The sequence below is a fragment of the Diplocloster modestus genome, assembly GCF_019042245.1.
Classification (GTDB): Bacteria; Bacillota; Clostridia; order Lachnospirales; family Lachnospiraceae; genus Diplocloster; species Diplocloster modestus.
Genome location: NZ_JAHQCX010000001.1, coordinates 13,002 through 28,975 on the forward strand (window position 1 = coordinate 13,002; position 15,974 = coordinate 28,975).

Sequence of the window (15,974 nt, forward strand, 5' to 3'; positions counted from 1 at the left end):
ATCTTTTCATTTTACAATATAATAAGATAAATGAAAAGCTCAATTCCGAGACTTTCTTATGTTTACATTACCTTCATAGATTGTTCATATGTCTTTGCTAAAATTAAAATATTATGGGGTTCCGCTGTACTTAAAGGAGAAGGTTTATGTCAGAGGAAAAAGATAAGGAAGAATTTTCTTTTATGAAGGAAAAAATCAAAGCGAAGCCAATCAACAAGAAAAAGCTGTTGCTTAAGGTGGCTGGTACGATGGTACTGGCTGTTCTTTTTGGGGTTGTGGCTTCTTTTACGTTCGTCATTACCAGTCCTATTGCCGAGAAAAAATGCGGGGAGAAGGAAGAGATTCCCTCTGTCACGATCCCCCGGGATGATGAGGCAGAACAGAATCCAGAGACTGAGGCAACGCCCGCGCCTACACCGGTACCCTCGAATCCTCCGGCGGTGATCCAGCAGACCGTAGGTATTGAGGTGGATGATTACAGAAAGCTGTATAATAAGCTCTACGCGGTGGCTGTGGGACTAGACAAATCTCTCGTGACCGTAACGGCTGTGAGCAGTAACGTGGACTGGTTTAATGTTCCCTATACGAATCAGGGGAAGGGTTCCGGTATCATAGTGGCGGAAAATGGGATTGAATATATGATCCTGACGGATGAACGGGTTCTGGAAGGTGCCGAGCAGATTATGGTTACCTTTGAGAATGATACCCAGGTGGAAGCCACGGTCAAAAAGATTGATCACAATACCGAAATGGCCATTCTAAGCGTCCGGATGGATACTTTGGAAGAAGATACCAGGAATGCGGTAGAAGTGGCTGTACTGGGGAATTCTTTCCAGGTGAGAAAGGGAACGCCGGTGATCGCTGTCGGCAGTCCGTTAGGCTATCCGGATTCCATGTCCATCGGCATGGTGACTTCCGCGGGTAACCAGATCGCCACCTGGGATGCCAATTATACATTGTTTACGACGGATATCCTGGGTAACACCGAGGGCAGCGGTGTCCTGATTAATCTGGACGGCGATGTCATCGGAGTGATCACGCAGGAAAGTAATGATAACTCCAGCGAAAATGTGGTGACCGCTTACTCGGTGTCGGAACTGAAAAGTGTGATCGAACATTTGTCGAATGGCCTGGATCTGGCTTATATGGGAATTAAGGGAACACCGGTAACGGACGAAAAGGCCGAGGAGAACGGGATGCCGCAGGGAATCTATATTGTCGAGACGGCTCTGGATTCGCCTGCCATGAATATTGGAATTCAAAATGGGGATATTCTGGTTAAGCTGGGAACGGAAGAAGTGAAGAACATGAAGGATGTGCAGAATGTGCTGCTGAATCTTTCTCCCAATCAGTTGGTGACGGCAGTCGTGATGCGTCCGGGAAAAGACGGATATAAGGAACTGACGTATCAGGTTACGCTGGGCGTGCGGGAGTAGTTTCTGTACGGTTCATACAGGGATTTGAGAAAAAATACAGGTATTTGATAGTTGGAAGGAGACAGCATGAGATACATAGAGACGCTGCGGGATGGAGACAGAATCACGGGGATCTATCTTTGTAAGCACAAGCAGGCAGCATTGACAAAGAACGGGAAGTCCTATGAGAATGTAATTCTGCAGGATAAGACAGGAACCATCGATTCGAAGATTTGGGAGCCGAATTCTCCGGGAATCGGGGATTTTGAGGCAATGGACTATGTGGAGATCGCCGGCGATGTGGTGAGTTATCAGGGCGCACTGCAGCTGAGTATCAAGCGGTCCAGAAAGGCTATGGACGGCAGTTATGACCCGAAGGATTATGTGCCGGTCAGCGAAAAAGACATTGAGGAAATGTACCGTGAGCTGCTTGGATTCATCGGCGGGCTTCGGGACCCTTATCTGAAACGGCTGGCAGCCAGCTTTTTTGTGGAGGATCAGGAGTTTATAAGCCGATTTAAATTTCACTCTGCTGCAAAGAATGTACACCACGGTTTCGTGGGAGGGCTGCTGGAGCATACGTTAAGTGTGGTGAAGCTGTGTGATTATTACTGCGGGGCGTATCCGGTCCTGAATAAAGACCTGTTGATTACAGCTGCGATTTTCCATGATATCGGTAAATTAGATGAGCTGGCCGCATTTCCGGCCAATGATTATACGGATGACGGACAGCTTCTGGGGCATATCGTGATGGGCTGCGAGGCGGTTGGAGCCAGGATCCGGACGATCAGCGGGTTTCCGCCGAAGCTGGCCAGTGAGCTGAAGCATTGCATTCTGGCGCATCATGGAGAGCTGGAGTTCGGATCACCGAAGAAGCCGGCGTTGGTGGAGGCTGTGGCGCTTAATTTTGCGGATAATACGGATGCGAAGCTGCAGACTATGACCGAGGCTTTTAAGGCGGCGGGAAATAATGATGATTGGCTGGGGTATAATCGGTTGTTTGAATCTAATATCCGGAAAACCAGCAAATAGATAGGTATTATAGGTATGCCAGGTTAGCGATGTGCGCAAACTGAGAACAGGTGGTTTAGGATCTGGTTGTATTGGAACAGGCAGTTTGAGAAAAGACAAACGGGATGTTGGTGGCGCAGCATTCCGTTTTTGCATGAGGTGACATTATGATACAGAAAAATGAAATTTATCAAATCAGAATCGAAGATATGACGACCGAAGGAGATGGAATCGGGAAGGTGGATGGATATCCGCTGTTCGTGAAAGGGGCTTTGACCGGTGATTTGGCGGAGGTGAAAGTGATTAAGGCCAAGAAAACGTATGGGTATGGGCGGCTGGTCCGGTTGCTGGAGCCTTCTGCGTTCCGGGTAACTCCGGAATGTGAAGCGGCTGGACCCTGCGGGGGGTGCCAGCTGCAGGCGATGAGCTATGAGGAGCAGCTGAGGTTTAAAGAAAATAAAGTGCGGAATAATCTGCTGCGGATCGGGAAGCTGGAAGAGGTACCGATGCTGCCGATCATCGGGATGGAGGATCCGTTCCGGTACCGGAATAAGGCACAGTTTCCGATCGGGACGGATAAAGAGGGGAATCCGGTAGCGGGATTCTATGCAGGGAGGACGCATTCTATTATTCCTGTCAGGGATTGCCTGTTGGGTGTTAAGGAAAACCAGAAGATTCTGGATGTGATACTGGGATTTATGAAGGAGTATGGGGTTACGGCCTATGAGGAGGAGAAGGGGACAGGGCTGGTGCGTCATGTGCTGATCCGGTATGGATTCCGTACGGGGGAGATTATGGTCTGCATTGTTTTGAATGGAAAACGGCTGCCGCATGGGGAGGTGCTGGTGGACAGGCTTCGGAAGATCGATGGGATGACCAGTATTTCTTTGAATGTGAATCAGAAGAGAACGAATGTGATTCTGGGGACAGAGATGGTGTATCTGTGGGGAGCGGAGTTTATCACGGATTTTATCGGGGATGTGGAGTTCCGGATCTCGCCGCTGTCGTTTTATCAGGTGAACCCGGTTCAGACGCGGAAGCTGTATGAGAAGGCGCTGGAATTCGCCGGATTGACCGGCGGGGAGACGGTGTGGGATCTGTATTGCGGAATCGGGACGATCTCGCTGTTCCTGGCGCAGAAGGCTGGAAAAGTGTACGGTGTGGAGATCGTACCGGAGGCGATAGAGGACGCAAGGATAAATGCGAAGATTAATGGGATAGGGAACGCGGAGTTTTTCGTGGGAAAGGCGGAAGAGGTACTGCCGGCGTATTATGAGCGGAATGGGGGGACTGCGGATGTCGTGGTTGTGGATCCACCCAGGAAGGGATGCGATCGGGCAGTGCTGGATACGATTGCCCGGATGAAGGTGGGACGGGTGGTGTATGTGAGCTGTGATTCGGCTACGCTTGCCAGGGATGTGGGGTATATGCGGGAGTATGGGTATCAGGTGGAGCGGATGCAGGGGTGTGATATGTTTCCGTTTACGGTGCATGTTGAAACCGTTTGTCTACTATGTAGGAAATAAGCGGTTCCTCCGACGTTTTTGTATGCCGGAACACAGTTTTGCCTACCTCTTGCCTACCATTTTTGTGAGTGGTAGGCAAGACCGGATGCCGCCCGCTCGAAAATATCCACGGCGTCTTGTTGCATCTTATCTGTGTTGAAAACATAGGTATTCATGGTGACACTAATGTCCTTGTGACCCAGGCGCTCCATGACAGCCTTCGGTCTGGCTCCGTTTTCAGCCAGTATCGTCCCGTGCGTATGCCGGAGACAATGGCTGTGAAAGAGGGGGAGTCCAAGCTCATTATGGCACACCCTGGCGCAGTATCTGAAAGAATTCGGCGTCATGATCTCACCGTTTTCGTGAGCGCTGGCTGGCATAATCTCTTTGTATGGCACTTCTACATGCGCGGGTACCTGTACGATCGCATTTTCGGGTGTAATATAAGTCTTTGTGTAATATTTCCCATATTTTAACTGGTTCTTTTTGCGTGATGTAATTTCCCGCTTTATTGCTTTTTCGATTGCTTGACCCATCTTAAGTATGCGGAAGGAATCATATTTGGGCGGACGCTGATACCATGTCCCACCCTCGCACTGCATCTGGTGATTGATTGATATTGTATGGGTCTTAAAATCAACATCCTCCAGCAGATCGAAACCATAGGATTCACCTATTCTTGTGCCTAGGTAGTAGCCGAGCATAAGAGGGAGATAGTATGACGAGTCAGGCCCAAAACGGTCTATGATCCTCGAAAAGTCTTCTTGAGGCAGTATATATTCCCGGTGCTCCTTCAGATATTGATTCTCTGCGATCTTCCCAATCTTGACATATATGCACGGATTGGATGATATATATTTCAGTGGCAGGACAGCATAATTCATTGCTCCCGAAAGACAAGACAGGAGATTCTTTAACATACCTTTTGATAGCCCGCAGTCTTTTTTTCGGTCAATCCAGCGTTGCACGGTATCTGGTTCTATAGCCGAAAGACGGTATTTCCCAAACTCCGGTTTGATATGCAAACGGATTTTTGTTGCATAATCCAGATATGTGTTATGGGCAAGATTACGCTTTACGTACTCTTCCAGCCAATAATCCAGGTAATCAGACACACTTATCTCGGATGGCTTAAAAGATCGTCCGGTATTGTCATACTCCGCTTTAGCCTGTGTGCCGGCCGTTAGGGCCTCTGCTTTGGTGCGGTATCCTCCCTTTGATATCGGATTCCGCTTTCCGCCGATCCTGGCTCCCTCAAATGACCATTCCCATGTTTTCCCACGTTTTCGCGTTCTTAATTCTCCCATGATATCATCCTCCTTGATTTTGAGTACAAAAAATACGCCTATTGCCAGGCGCATCCTTGGATGATATAATATGCTTGATTGAGCGATATTACATCGTCGGATGCTTCCGGCAGTAGTATCTATGTTAAGCCGTTCGGTGCTGATAACACCGGGCGGTTTTTACGTCTGCGCTCTACTGTACTAAAATGTCAATATTTGTCCGTTAAGTTACATCTTTTGTCCTTGAAAAGTGTTCGACACATCGAACGGTTTATGTGGTAAGATTTACCTATAAATAATTAAACTGATTTGGGCACACTACGTATGAGGTGATGCGTAGTGAAAAAGCTAAATAAAGTCGGAGAGATGCGGATAAAAAACGGTTTTAGCATTGGGCAATTAGCGCGGATGTCAGGCATGGCAAAATCTACTATTATTCGAATTGAAAATTATGAGGTAGATACCACACAATCCCAAATGCGCCGGATTTCAAGGGCTTTAAATCGCAAAGTATGGGAGGTGTTTGACTTGTCATGGTTATAAGTACCAAAAATAGACAGAACGTTTGTTTGGATTTATTGTTTACAATTTGTGTCAACCGTTGTATAATGTTCTTACGACAAGGAAAATGTGCGGTATCAATGTGCGAACGGAGGGTGTCCTATGGAAGAAACTTGCGAACATTACATTCAACTTATCCTTGACAAACTTATACATATTAAAAGTGTAAAACTCTTAAACCGGATATATGTGTTTATATGCATTCTTATGGAGGACTAGCTTATGGCTAGTTCTCTATTTTATACCTAAACATTTTTTCATAAATTCTTCGATTATCTTTAAATCCTCAGGTTTTGTTTCTGCAATCGCATTTATGGCGTTCTGTACAAATTCATTTTCAGTTCTACCCAGTTTACCTAGACTGATCGAGTATCTGTCATCGTCAGATAGTTCTACAAACATACTATCCTCTCCACCTAATCCGGTGCGCAGCCAAACTTCATTCACACCATACTCCCTTACCAATGCCATTATATTTTGTTCTGAAACACCATTAAGCCCCGATTCAATTCTACTTATAGCTGATTTTGTAATTCCTAATTTTTTCCCAAAATCTTCCTGGTTAGAACCAGTCTTATTTCTTAATTTTTTAAATCTAAAATTTATACCAGGTATATCAGCCATATTATCACCTCTCTTTTCGTTATCTATCATAGCAAAAAAAGTTGATAAAGTCAACTGAAAAGTATTGACAAAGTCGATAATATTGATTACAATGTCAATATAATCAACAAAGCGAGGTGATGAAGGAATGATATTAAAAGGAAAAAGCATTGAGATCGACCTGACCGATGATCCACTCAAAAACATAGCAATCATGGCGCCGTATTTGAATGAGGCGGACCAGAACAAGGTGTTTGGTCTGATGTTTGGCCTGATCAGCGGGGAACATCCGCCAAAAAAGAAAGCCGGTTAGTGAAGACATAATAAAATTTAAAAGGAGGTGAAAATAAAGTGAAATCACAAATAATTCTTGATGGAATGGCGAAAGTAGATGAGAACGGCACTGTATATAAAAAATCAGGCGATGATTGGTTAAAGGCTAAAACTCAAGATTCCTCAAGGGATGGAAAATATCAAATGGTATCTTTCTATATTGGCGGGAAGCAGCAGCACATGTACGTGCATCGCCTAGTGGCGGAAGCTTTTATTCCGAACCCGGAAAAAAAAACGCAGGTTATTCACAAAAACGGAGACTCAAAAGACAACCGGGCTGAGAACTTAGAGTGGGCTACCCCAAAAGAGAATGCAGAAAGAGCGTATAAGAACAGGTTAATATCAAAAATGTATCGAATGGAGCCTTGTAAAATTTGTGGACAGCCCACGCAGGCTAAAGATGGCATATGCCCGACATGCAAAATGCGTGAGAAAGGCGAAGCGAAAAAAGAAGTGAGATTGGCGCAGATCGAACAGATGATGTCTTTAATTGATGAGTCTGTACTGACTCCGCTCGAACGAGAGACTGTAGAATTAAGAAAACAGTTTCTAAGTTATGAAGAGATTGCAAGTATATTTGGATGTTCCAAACAGTGTATAGACTTACGAATCAAAAATGCACTCAAGAAAAGCGCTGTTAAAACAAAATATACTCCAACGAGACGAGAATCCTTAGCATTAGAAAGACGCATAGAGCAGAAGAGACTTAAACTCAGGCATATGAATGAGGATATTGAAACACTCACAGAGGAAATAGAAAAATTAGAAAAATGTTTAATGTCTTTAAAGGGTGAGCAAATGGAGGCTTAGAAATTGAATGGAGTGTGATTACTTATGGAAGAACTCTTATACACAGTAGAAGAAGCATCTAAAATACTAAAAACCAATATCAATTATGTGTATGAATTACTGAATTATGGAATTATTCCTTATCTGGTGTTAGGTCGAAGGAAGATTAGGCGGCAAGCCCTGGAAGATTTCTTAATCAAATACGAAGGGTATGATCTAAGCAATCCTGATGATATTAAAAAAATCAGGGAGGATGGGGTAGCGTGAAGAAAGATATCCGCCGGATGCTCCGGCTGATGAGGAGAATGGAAAGGAGAAAGCATTTATGACAATAACAAAAAGGATTAAGCGTTTTATAACTGAGGTAGTGGCTGCGGCAATGGCCGAACCCGACGAGATTTTAACCGAGCAGCTTTGCACAGCGGAATATACCGACCAGATCTTAACAGACGATTATTGCTGTGTTGTCGATTATGCAACCCTTATGGGCATAGCAATACCACTGGCCCTAAGGGGAGCTATCAATCCAAGTCGGGAGGCATCATGAAACAAGACAAACCCCGATGGGGCGTTATAATCGCAATCGTTCTGGCCGTCATCGCCGCAGCCGCGATCCGGGCACAGGCCGGACAAGATCACCAGCCGCCGGATACGATCCGGTTCGAGAGCACGGCCTATTGTGAGACAGGAGATCCGACGGCCTCCGGTAAATGGCCGCGCGAGGGTGTCACAGTAGCGGTCGATCCCGACGTGATCCCGCTCGGGTCCGCGGTGATGATTTGGGATGACACAGGCGAGTGGATGGGGATCTACGAGGCCCAGGACACCGGCCGGCTGATCAAGGGCCGGATCATAGATCTGTACATACAGGATTACGATCAGTGCGTACAGTTCGGCCGGAAGACTATATATGTCCGGGTGATCCCAGGGGCGGTTGGGTAGGAGGTGATGACAGATGATCAGCATAGGAGACAACGTAACCTGGACCGGGAGTGATGGTTGTACCAATACAGGATTGGTGATTGGCATAGATCAGGTGGGTGTCGGCACCCCAATATACATAATCCGGTCAAAAAATGGTTGGCGCGTGCGGATACCGCAGGAGCGCTGCAAAAAAACGATCCCTTAGGAGGTGGGCTCCGCCGGGATCAATTAGTAGAGTAATTACTTATTACGCCTTAATTATAAGGCAGAATCGGAGGAATTGCAATGTCAGAATATCAAAAACTATGGTATGACCTAAAAAAACAATTAATCTATCGATATGAGGCTATGGAGGAAGAGGACCTAATAGCAAAAACGGAACTGCTAGACACTATATTCAAAATGGACAAAATGGAAGCATTTTCGTTACAGGAGGAAGAACTATGATACCAGACGCGGCGGATCTGTATGAACAATATGAAGAGCGCCAGGAATGGCACCGGCGCCGCAGGGATCGAGCTGACTGGGAAGAAGATCACGCGGACGATGCGTGGGAAAGGTGATTTTAATGGAAAACGAAATCATAAGTCAAGAGCAAATAGAAAGCGTTCAGCCGAACGTCTACACGAATAGAAAGTCATTTCAGACCCTTTACGATATAGCGAAAATGTTTGCAGCATCTTCCCTGGTACCGCAGAACTACCAGGGGAGACCGCAAGACTGCATGATTGCGATTGATATGGCTAACCGGATGGGAGTTAGTCCCATGATGGTTATGCAAAATCTTTATGTAGTCAAGGGAAAACCTGGGTGGAGCGGTCAGGCGTGCATGACTTTGATAACTGGGTGCGGTAAATTTCGGGACGTGAAGCCGGTTTACACCGGCGAGAAAGGCGCAGACGGGCGCGGATGTTATATCCAGGCAGTCCTACGGTCCAGCGGGGATGTCGTTGCGGGAACAGAAGTGACGATGACCATGGCAAAAGCCGAAGGGTGGTTATCCAATCCGAAATGGAAGAACATGCCGGAACAGATGCTTGCATATCGCGCAGCGGCCTTTTTCGCCCGGGTTTATTGTCCGGAAGCGCTTATGGGCGTTCAGCTTGTGGATGAAATCGTAGATGTATCACGAGAGAAACCGGCAGTAGATAATCCTTTTACCGGAGGGGAGGGGAACCAGGATGAAGCTGACGGCTGAAAATTATTACAGTATAGAAGCGAACCAGGAATACCTATCAGTCAGCCAGTATAAGGACTTCTGTGGAAGCCTGGGTAAGCTGGCGTGTGAAGCAGAAGCCATGGCAAAGATCCGCGGGGAATGGGAAATAAGGAAGACTACACCGCTTCTGGTTGGTTCCTACGTTGACTCATATTTTGAAGGGACACTTCCGAAGTTCAAACAAGATAACCCGGAAGTGTTCACCCAAAAGGGAGATCTTAAATCAAATTTCCGGAAAGCGGAAGAAATCATAGAACGAGTCGAAAAGGATGACTTCTTCATGCTGTCGCTTTCCGGTGAAAAGCAAGTGATCATGACGGCAAAAATGTTCGGCGCAAAGTGGAAAGTAAAAATGGACAGCTATCTTCCGGGAAAAGCGATCGTAGACCTAAAAGTTATGAGTTCCTTGCGTAAACAGCACTATACAAAGGATTTTGGCTACATGGATTTTACGCAGTATTGGGGTTATGACCTGCAGGGGGCGGTATATCAAGAGGTGGTATTCCAAAATACCGGTCACCGCCTTCCGTTTTATATCGCGGCTGTATCCAAAGAGGAAGAACCAGATATAGAAGTTATCCAGATCGATAATAAGCATTTGCAGGAAAAACTGTATGAAATAGAACAGAACACCCAGAAGATTATTGGGTTAAAGAAAGGACTTTATAGCCCAATACGCTGCGAACTATGTGATTATTGCAAACACACCAAAATACTTACAAAACCGATACATTTTTCAGAGCTGTTAGGAGAGGTATAGATGAGTACGAAAGGGATTGTAACGGAGTTTGACAGGTATTGTGTTATATGCGGCCACCCGGTAGAGGCTGAACATCATTTGCTGTTTGGGACTGGGATACGGGAAATTGCGGAAGAGGATGGAATAAAAATACCTGTTTGCAACAGTTGCCATTTGATGAACCCTGTGAAGCAAAGAATCCATGATAATTCTATGGCGGAATCTCTAAGCAAAATAGCTGGACAGTTAGCATGGGAAAAGCACTGCGTTGCAAGCGGAGATTCTGAGGCGGAGGCGAGGGAACTGTTCAGGAAAAGATACGGTATAAGCTATCTATAAAGGAGGGCATGTTTTAATGCAGTATAGTTTCGTAATTCCCGGCCGCTTGGACGGATTAAATGATTATACGTCTGCCAATCGGACCAATCCGCATAAGGGCGGGAAGATGAAAAAGGATAACGAACAAATTTGTATAGCTGCAATCCGCCAGCAGCTTGGAAATCTTAAGATACATAATCCGGTATCCATCCATTTTTCCTGGTATGAGCAAAGCCGGCGGAGAGATCATGATAATGTATCATCATTTGGCCGGAAAGTAATTCAAGACGCATTGGTTAAATGCGGTGTGCTGGGTGATGATGGTTGGGATTATGTAGTTGGATTCACAGACACATTTTATTTGGATCGCGGACACCCGAGAATAGAAGTGACATTAGAAGAACAGTAGGTGGTGGTGTGAATTATATAGCACAGATCAACGCCTTCGAACGCTGGCTCGAAACGAATTACTTGCCGGTTCCCTCACAGTTGCTATGGTATAAGCTCATGAACATAAGCAATAGAGCGGGATGGCCAGAGTGGATTCAAGTAGATAACCGGCGATTGATGGCAACCATGCAGATTAACAGGGAGGCGACATTTATTGGAGTGCGCGACCGACTTGCAAATGCTGGCCTGATCGAATTCCAGAAGGGGAGGAAGGGCTTCCCGAACCGGTACAGAATAAACACTTTCAAAAGCGTAGTACAAAGCGAAGCAGAAACCGTAGTACAAAGCGAAGTAAAACCGGTAGTAAAAACCGAAGTAGAAACCGTAGACATAAATAAACATAAACAAAAACCAAACGAAAACAGTAAAAAGGGTATTTCTAAAGAAATACCAGAAAAAAAGACGTATGTTCCCGATGATCTGCTGAACGCAGCGATCCTGGATTTCGTTGCTTTTCGGAAAAGCATTAAAGCTCCGATGACGGATCATGCAGTGGATCTGGTTATCAAGAAGCTAGACAAAATGACAACTGACAACGACGAGAAAATCGATATCCTGAATCAATCGATTATGAATGGATGGAAAGGGGTCTTCCCGTTGAAAAATCAGGGTCAGAAGTATGAACGTGGGAGCACAGGAAATTTTTACGATCAAATGAAGGAGTGGGCGAACGAACATGAATGCGACTGAATTTGCAACACTGGCGTCGGCTATTAAGGCGGCCTATCCGGCAGCAAATATTATGCCGGATAAACAATCAAAAGAGGTCTGGTATACGATGTTACGTGATCTGGACTACACCGCGGCTTTAAATGCTGTAAAGGCCCATATCAGCACTAATAAATTTGCACCATCGATCGCGGAGCTGCGGGAAAAGTGCCTGGAAATGTCAATACCGGAGATTCCGGACTGGTCGGAGGGATGGGAAGAGGTTGAAATGGCGATAAGAAAGTACGGGACACCTCGTGCAGATTTAGCAGTAAAGGAAATGAGCGATCTCACAAGGAAATGCGTGCGCCGCCTTGGATTTGTCAATATCTGCCTCACAGAGAATTTGTCCGTGGAGAGGGCGAATTTTCGGATGATCTATGAGGCAGAAGCCAAACGGGTAAGACAGGATCACCAGATGCCGCCAGCATTGAAAGAGATTAAGAAAAATCTCATTGAGCAAAAAGCGGGAGAAATTACCAAGGAAGGGGAATAGTAAGAAATAGGAGAGACAGAAAAAACGTTAAATTTTGCCGTTAAGGCTAAAAAGTGTCTGCGTCCGGGCGAAGGGAAGACTTTTAAGTGTCCGATCTGCGGTGGAAATGCGCAAGCGGGTAGATCCAGTTACACTGGCCGCAGCAGCAAGGATGATTAAAAACCTTGTAAAAATAAACTCTGGAGCAAAAACCAGATAGACAATAAAAAAGAGGGTGAGCTGATAACGCGCCGTGAAAGCAACGGGAGTGCCGCGCCATATGCGGATGCCGGCCGGGGGCATTGATTGGGCACAAGCCAAAGCTGGGAGCCAGTACCGGAAAACAATAATTTAAGGAAGCAGGAGACACTATGACATTCGGAGAACATATACGAGAGTCTGATGATATTGGAATTGCCGTGGCGATAGCATTCTGTATCGTAGAGTATTTGCAGCAATCAGGAATTATAAAGGCAATATCCATGGATGACAAAAAAGAGCTTATGTCCGATCTGGCTGACGATTTAATAAAATGGTTAGCTGATGAATGGGACAAAACCAATATTTAAGTAACTAAATCGAGAAAGGAGCCAGCCTCCTGCAGGGGTAAGGGTATACCGGGCTTCTTTAATCATGAAAGGTCAATTAAATCTATTTGAGCCGGAGTTTATCCGGGATGCAGATTGCACAAAGGACACTCCGGTTGTCTACGGAAAGGCGGACGCTCCAATTTATGGGAAAGGGGTTTCCATTAGACCCCGAATACCAGGCCGAGAAGATACAGAGCATTTGAAAAAGATCTTCCTGTCCGAGCTACTGCCATTAGAAAATTACGATATGATTGCAGTGTTACTTTCCGGAGGGAAAGACAGTATTGCATGTTATTACAAACTTTTGGAGTTGGGTGTTCCGAAGGAGAAAATAGAGTTTTGGCACCACGATATTGATGGTGGGCACCCTTGCCGCAGGATGGATTGGAGGTGTACGCAGAGCTACGTGAGGGCATTTGCGGAAGCAGAGGATGTACCATTGCGGTTGTCATGGAGGGTAAATGGGTTTTTTGGCGAATTATACCGTGTGGGGGCATCAGAACCGGTGGAATGGATGGAACCAGATACCGGAGAAATCCGACAGTGTAAGCTGTCGCGGAACTATCTTAAGTGCATGGAAATCAAAAAGAAGGCTACAGAAGATATGGAGGAGCAGCTGAAAGAGTATGGCTATCGGATGAAGTTTCCCATGAAAACAGGTGATTTGAGCCGCCGTTGGTGTAGTGCATATTTAAAAATCATGGTTGCAGATGCAGTAGTGAGCAATCTAAGTCGTACAGGAGAATTGGAGCAGATAGGTGGTAAATGCCATAAATTTCCGGCAAAGGGAAGCATCGGAAATGGCCGTTGGTGCAGCGCGCAGCTTAAGCGCGAGGTGGCAGACACAGTGATTCGCAATCTCGATGAATTAGGAGAAAACGGGGATCTGGATAAGACCAGGCGCGATGTTAGGGTGCTGGTGGTATCTGGGGAGCGTCGCGGGGAGTCAGCCGGGAGAAGCAAGTATAACGAGATGGAGATACACCGTACCAATGCCACGGCCAAAGCGCACCGCCGGGTGCATCAATGGAGGCCGGTTATAGACTATTCGGAAAAGGACGTATGGGAGGTGCTCAAGCGGCACAGAGTAAATCCTCATCCTTGTTACCGGGCCGGGTGGAACCGGTGCAGCTGTGCAATGTGTATCTTTTCAACACCGCCCTTATTTGCAGGGATACGTGAGCTGTACCCGGAGGATTTCGAGTTACTTAAACAGGACGAACGAATACTGGGCTTTACATTGGATAATAAGTGCGACCTGGATACATTTGTAGGAGATGCAAAGTCTTGTGTCTATCATGGAGATACAAAGGCAATACACAGTTTGGTAACAGGTGATTTTAAGGCAGATGATATATATGTAACTGGCGATTGGATGTATCCTGCCGGGGCATTCCATGGAGCGGAAGGCGGGCCGTGTTAATCAACAAAATTAAGTGTACCTTGAAAACTGAATATTGATAGTTGGGAAAAGCAGACTTATAATGGAGATATCACATTTCTACAAAGGATAAGTCAATGGGAGAGAGATACTTTTCATGGGAATTATGGGACGATGTGGCAATAAAACATGTTGATACCTCAGTGGTTAGACACCATGGATCAGGGGTTCCAATACAGACTAGAAAATTTTGGGATCTAAATGATATTGGAAATGGTGGGAAAAAGAACATCATACTCGAGGTGAACGGACAGGAGCATAAAGCTTTTATTGAAATGAGGGAAGGAAGAACCCGGATTTTTTGGAAAGTTGATTTCCGCGAAGCTTGTGGGCTGAATCGGTATATGTTTTCTCCTGATAATATCTTGAAACAGATAGGAATTAAATTTCAAAAAATCGGACCAGACAGATATAATGCTGAAATGATCAAATTAGAACGAAACGCAATAAACTATCTGCAAGATGTAGTAGAGGACTTATCGTGTTATACAGAGGGAAAGAAAAAGGTATATTATACTACAAAGTACGAAAGAAATGTAAAGTGTCGGGAAGATGCCATTCGGCTACATGGATGCAAATGTATGGTATGTGGATTTGATTTCAAGGCAGCATATGGAGAGCTTGGAGAAAAATATATAGAGGTTCATCACAAAAATCCACTATATAATCTGAATGATGAAGTAGAAATAAATCCGGATACGGATCTCGCAACAGTATGTTCGAATTGTCATCGAATGTTGCATAGAAGAAAGGATCGAATAATAACCATTGATGAATTGAGACAAATTGTAAAATATAATCAAAATTAAGCAAAAGCCAACTATCAGTATTCGATGGTTGGTTTTTTTCTGTCTAGATTTAGGTAGATAAATCGGAATTTTGAGAAGGAGGAAGAAGATGGGTGACAATATGAATTATCCGGATAGCGCTATGGAATTTATTAAAGGCTATTCTTTCAAAGACGGAAAGGAAATTTACACAAACGGGTCAGAGTTGATTCCGGTCTTTAGGGTCGAACAAATGATAGAGCATTACATAAATGCAAGATGGATACCGGTGACGGAGCGGCTGCCAGAGAAAAAAGAAACAGTCCTGGTGCAGTCCTGGGGTGGCGCGATGTACACTGCATGGTATGGACCGAAAAGTAAAAAGTGGAAGTCAAATGATTGCTGCGGGGAATGCTACAAGGTAATTGCCTGGATGCCACTTCCGGAGCCATTTAACTCACAGAATTAAAATTTCCGAGAAAACAGGAAGGAGGAAACGGAATGCAAGAACCACAGATCGGTGACTTTGCTGTATGCATAGACGGTCATGCTGGTATTGTCACAGCAGTTAAGGACAGCCCTTATGGGCGCATGATATTTGTTATCGAGGCAGATGGGAGAGTGTATCATTTCCCTCTCGATATGCTGGACAATTAAAAGTTAGGAGGAAAAAAGGCATGATTAGACGTATGAAGTTGTGGATTATAGAAATTATCTTACACCATCATTACAAAGTTTGCATGAATCAATCAACGCGTTTTCACCATCACGAGACGCAGTACAGGTACTGGAGAAATATATGGGACCAAACGTTAGATTCATAATTAGGGTTTAGGAGAT

24 protein-coding genes are annotated in these 15,974 nt (G+C 45.2%); 22 read left to right on the forward strand and 2 right to left on the reverse strand.

Annotated elements, in window-relative coordinates:
• Positions 1–146 precede the first annotated feature (146 nt).
• From KTH90_RS00050 to rlmD, 3 genes are all read left to right on the forward strand, one after another.
• A complete protein-coding gene (locus KTH90_RS00050; RefSeq protein WP_238725984.1) occupies positions 147–1,436 on the forward strand; it encodes a S1C family serine protease in 1,290 nt (429 codons plus the stop codon).
• Between the two features lie 66 nt (positions 1,437–1,502).
• Positions 1,503–2,447 carry a 3'-5' exoribonuclease YhaM family protein gene (locus tag KTH90_RS00055; protein WP_158351486.1) on the forward strand — a complete coding sequence of 315 codons (945 nt, stop codon included), beginning with the start codon at positions 1,503–1,505 and terminating at the stop codon, positions 2,445–2,447.
• Between the two features lie 146 nt (positions 2,448–2,593).
• A complete protein-coding gene (rlmD, locus tag KTH90_RS00060; protein WP_238725985.1) occupies positions 2,594–3,952 on the forward strand; it encodes a 23S rRNA (uracil(1939)-C(5))-methyltransferase RlmD in 1,359 nt (452 codons plus the stop codon).
• Between the two features lie 53 nt (positions 3,953–4,005).
• On the opposite strand, the gene KTH90_RS00065 is transcribed toward rlmD, so the two are convergent.
• Positions 4,006–5,238, reverse strand: coding sequence for a tyrosine-type recombinase/integrase (locus KTH90_RS00065; RefSeq protein ID WP_238725986.1), 1,233 nt, complete (start codon positions 5,236–5,238; stop codon positions 4,006–4,008).
• Between the two features lie 318 nt (positions 5,239–5,556).
• On the opposite strand from KTH90_RS00065, the gene KTH90_RS00070 reads away from it, so the two are divergent.
• The gene (locus tag KTH90_RS00070; protein ID WP_238725987.1) at positions 5,557–5,760 is read left to right on the forward strand and encodes a helix-turn-helix transcriptional regulator; all 204 of its coding nucleotides are present in this window, start codon (positions 5,557–5,559) and stop codon (positions 5,758–5,760) included.
• A 252-nt stretch (positions 5,761–6,012) separates the two neighbouring features.
• Here the strand turns inward: KTH90_RS00070 and KTH90_RS00075 are convergent, their stop codons facing one another.
• Entirely contained in the window at positions 6,013–6,402 is a 390-nt protein-coding gene (locus KTH90_RS00075; RefSeq protein ID WP_238725988.1) for a helix-turn-helix domain-containing protein, read from the reverse strand.
• Between the two features lie 127 nt (positions 6,403–6,529).
• Between KTH90_RS00075 and KTH90_RS00080 the strand changes: the two genes are divergently transcribed.
• The 18 genes from KTH90_RS00080 (at position 6,530) to KTH90_RS00165 (ending at position 15,791) form a co-directional block, all read left to right on the forward strand.
• Positions 6,530–6,694, forward strand: coding sequence for a hypothetical protein (locus tag KTH90_RS00080; protein ID WP_238725989.1), 165 nt, complete (start codon positions 6,530–6,532; stop codon positions 6,692–6,694).
• Between the two features lie 38 nt (positions 6,695–6,732).
• A complete protein-coding gene (locus KTH90_RS00085) occupies positions 6,733–7,524 on the forward strand; it encodes an HNH endonuclease (RefSeq protein WP_238725990.1) in 792 nt (263 codons plus the stop codon).
• Positions 7,525–7,548: 24 nt separating this feature from the next.
• Positions 7,549–7,770 (forward strand): helix-turn-helix domain-containing protein, encoded by a 222-nt coding sequence (locus KTH90_RS00090; RefSeq protein WP_238725991.1) that lies wholly within the window; start codon positions 7,549–7,551, stop codon positions 7,768–7,770.
• A gap of 58 nt (positions 7,771–7,828) precedes the next feature.
• Positions 7,829–8,050 (forward strand): hypothetical protein, encoded by a 222-nt coding sequence (locus tag KTH90_RS00095; protein WP_238725992.1) that lies wholly within the window; start codon positions 7,829–7,831, stop codon positions 8,048–8,050.
• Positions 8,047–8,445, forward strand: a complete 399-nt coding sequence (locus KTH90_RS00100) for a 3D domain-containing protein (protein WP_238725993.1) — start codon at positions 8,047–8,049, stop codon at positions 8,443–8,445. The genes KTH90_RS00095 and KTH90_RS00100 overlap by 4 nt, the downstream gene beginning before the upstream one ends.
• 13 nt (positions 8,446–8,458) lie before the next feature.
• The gene (locus KTH90_RS00105) at positions 8,459–8,632 is read left to right on the forward strand and encodes a hypothetical protein (protein ID WP_238725994.1); all 174 of its coding nucleotides are present in this window, start codon (positions 8,459–8,461) and stop codon (positions 8,630–8,632) included.
• An 80-nt stretch (positions 8,633–8,712) separates the two neighbouring features.
• Positions 8,713–8,874, forward strand: coding sequence for a hypothetical protein (locus KTH90_RS00110; RefSeq protein WP_238725995.1), 162 nt, complete (start codon positions 8,713–8,715; stop codon positions 8,872–8,874).
• Positions 8,875–8,995: 121 nt separating this feature from the next.
• Complete coding sequence (locus KTH90_RS00115; protein ID WP_238725996.1) at positions 8,996–9,625, forward strand: recombinase RecT; 630 nt, start codon at positions 8,996–8,998, stop codon at positions 9,623–9,625.
• The gene (locus tag KTH90_RS00120; RefSeq protein WP_238725997.1) at positions 9,609–10,406 is read left to right on the forward strand and encodes a PD-(D/E)XK nuclease-like domain-containing protein; all 798 of its coding nucleotides are present in this window, start codon (positions 9,609–9,611) and stop codon (positions 10,404–10,406) included. The genes KTH90_RS00115 and KTH90_RS00120 overlap by 17 nt, the downstream gene beginning before the upstream one ends.
• On the forward strand, positions 10,407–10,724 hold the full coding sequence (locus KTH90_RS00125) for a hypothetical protein (protein ID WP_238725998.1): 318 nt from the start codon (positions 10,407–10,409) through the stop codon (positions 10,722–10,724).
• 16 nt (positions 10,725–10,740) lie between these two features.
• Entirely contained in the window at positions 10,741–11,112 is a 372-nt protein-coding gene (locus KTH90_RS00130) for a RusA family crossover junction endodeoxyribonuclease (protein ID WP_238725999.1), read from the forward strand.
• An 8-nt stretch (positions 11,113–11,120) separates the two neighbouring features.
• Positions 11,121–11,843 carry a hypothetical protein gene (locus KTH90_RS00135; protein WP_238726000.1) on the forward strand — a complete coding sequence of 241 codons (723 nt, stop codon included), beginning with the start codon at positions 11,121–11,123 and terminating at the stop codon, positions 11,841–11,843.
• A complete protein-coding gene (locus KTH90_RS00140; protein ID WP_238726001.1) occupies positions 11,830–12,357 on the forward strand; it encodes a replicative helicase loader/inhibitor in 528 nt (175 codons plus the stop codon). The genes KTH90_RS00135 and KTH90_RS00140 overlap by 14 nt, the downstream gene beginning before the upstream one ends.
• A gap of 350 nt (positions 12,358–12,707) precedes the next feature.
• Positions 12,708–12,905: a hypothetical protein gene (locus tag KTH90_RS00145; RefSeq protein WP_238726002.1), complete on the forward strand. Its 198-nt coding sequence runs from the start codon at positions 12,708–12,710 to the stop codon at positions 12,903–12,905.
• 268 nt (positions 12,906–13,173) lie between these two features.
• Positions 13,174–14,349 carry a phosphoadenosine phosphosulfate reductase domain-containing protein gene (locus KTH90_RS00150; protein ID WP_238726003.1) on the forward strand — a complete coding sequence of 392 codons (1,176 nt, stop codon included), beginning with the start codon at positions 13,174–13,176 and terminating at the stop codon, positions 14,347–14,349.
• Between the two features lie 95 nt (positions 14,350–14,444).
• Complete coding sequence (locus KTH90_RS00155) at positions 14,445–15,176, forward strand: HNH endonuclease (protein WP_238726004.1); 732 nt, start codon at positions 14,445–14,447, stop codon at positions 15,174–15,176.
• A gap of 88 nt (positions 15,177–15,264) precedes the next feature.
• A complete protein-coding gene (locus KTH90_RS00160) occupies positions 15,265–15,603 on the forward strand; it encodes a DUF551 domain-containing protein (protein ID WP_238726005.1) in 339 nt (112 codons plus the stop codon).
• Between the two features lie 32 nt (positions 15,604–15,635).
• Positions 15,636–15,791: a hypothetical protein gene (locus tag KTH90_RS00165; RefSeq protein ID WP_238726006.1), complete on the forward strand. Its 156-nt coding sequence runs from the start codon at positions 15,636–15,638 to the stop codon at positions 15,789–15,791.
• Positions 15,792–15,974 lie beyond the last annotated feature (183 nt).

Excerpts from the sequence above, each read along its gene's own strand:
- KTH90_RS00115 (WP_238725996.1), top strand. The coding sequence starts at position 8,996 with ATGGAAAACGAAATCATAAGTCAAGAGCAAATAGAAAGCGTTCAGCCG.
- KTH90_RS00165 (WP_238726006.1), top strand. The coding sequence starts at position 15,636 with ATGCAAGAACCACAGATCGGTGACTTTGCTGTATGCATAGACGGTCAT.
- KTH90_RS00095 (WP_238725992.1), top strand. The coding sequence starts at position 7,829 with ATGACAATAACAAAAAGGATTAAGCGTTTTATAACTGAGGTAGTGGCT.
- KTH90_RS00080 (WP_238725989.1), top strand. The coding sequence starts at position 6,530 with ATGATATTAAAAGGAAAAAGCATTGAGATCGACCTGACCGATGATCCA.
- KTH90_RS00065 (WP_238725986.1), bottom strand. The coding sequence starts at position 5,238 with ATGGGAGAATTAAGAACGCGAAAACGTGGGAAAACATGGGAATGGTCA.
- KTH90_RS00090 (WP_238725991.1), top strand. The coding sequence starts at position 7,549 with ATGGAAGAACTCTTATACACAGTAGAAGAAGCATCTAAAATACTAAAA.
- KTH90_RS00055 (WP_158351486.1), top strand. The coding sequence starts at position 1,503 with ATGAGATACATAGAGACGCTGCGGGATGGAGACAGAATCACGGGGATC.
- KTH90_RS00050 (WP_238725984.1), top strand. The coding sequence starts at position 147 with ATGTCAGAGGAAAAAGATAAGGAAGAATTTTCTTTTATGAAGGAAAAA.
- KTH90_RS00120 (WP_238725997.1), top strand. The coding sequence starts at position 9,609 with ATGAAGCTGACGGCTGAAAATTATTACAGTATAGAAGCGAACCAGGAA.
- KTH90_RS00155 (WP_238726004.1), top strand. The coding sequence starts at position 14,445 with ATGGGAGAGAGATACTTTTCATGGGAATTATGGGACGATGTGGCAATA.
- KTH90_RS00140 (WP_238726001.1), top strand. The coding sequence starts at position 11,830 with ATGAATGCGACTGAATTTGCAACACTGGCGTCGGCTATTAAGGCGGCC.
- rlmD (WP_238725985.1), top strand. The coding sequence starts at position 2,594 with ATGATACAGAAAAATGAAATTTATCAAATCAGAATCGAAGATATGACG.
- KTH90_RS00130 (WP_238725999.1), top strand. The coding sequence starts at position 10,741 with ATGCAGTATAGTTTCGTAATTCCCGGCCGCTTGGACGGATTAAATGAT.
- KTH90_RS00160 (WP_238726005.1), top strand. The coding sequence starts at position 15,265 with ATGGGTGACAATATGAATTATCCGGATAGCGCTATGGAATTTATTAAA.
- KTH90_RS00145 (WP_238726002.1), top strand. The coding sequence starts at position 12,708 with ATGACATTCGGAGAACATATACGAGAGTCTGATGATATTGGAATTGCC.
- KTH90_RS00075 (WP_238725988.1), bottom strand. The coding sequence starts at position 6,402 with ATGGCTGATATACCTGGTATAAATTTTAGATTTAAAAAATTAAGAAAT.
- KTH90_RS00150 (WP_238726003.1), top strand. The coding sequence starts at position 13,174 with ATGATTGCAGTGTTACTTTCCGGAGGGAAAGACAGTATTGCATGTTAT.
- KTH90_RS00100 (WP_238725993.1), top strand. The coding sequence starts at position 8,047 with ATGAAACAAGACAAACCCCGATGGGGCGTTATAATCGCAATCGTTCTG.
- KTH90_RS00105 (WP_238725994.1), top strand. The coding sequence starts at position 8,459 with ATGATCAGCATAGGAGACAACGTAACCTGGACCGGGAGTGATGGTTGT.
- KTH90_RS00125 (WP_238725998.1), top strand. The coding sequence starts at position 10,407 with ATGAGTACGAAAGGGATTGTAACGGAGTTTGACAGGTATTGTGTTATA.
- KTH90_RS00110 (WP_238725995.1), top strand. The coding sequence starts at position 8,713 with ATGTCAGAATATCAAAAACTATGGTATGACCTAAAAAAACAATTAATC.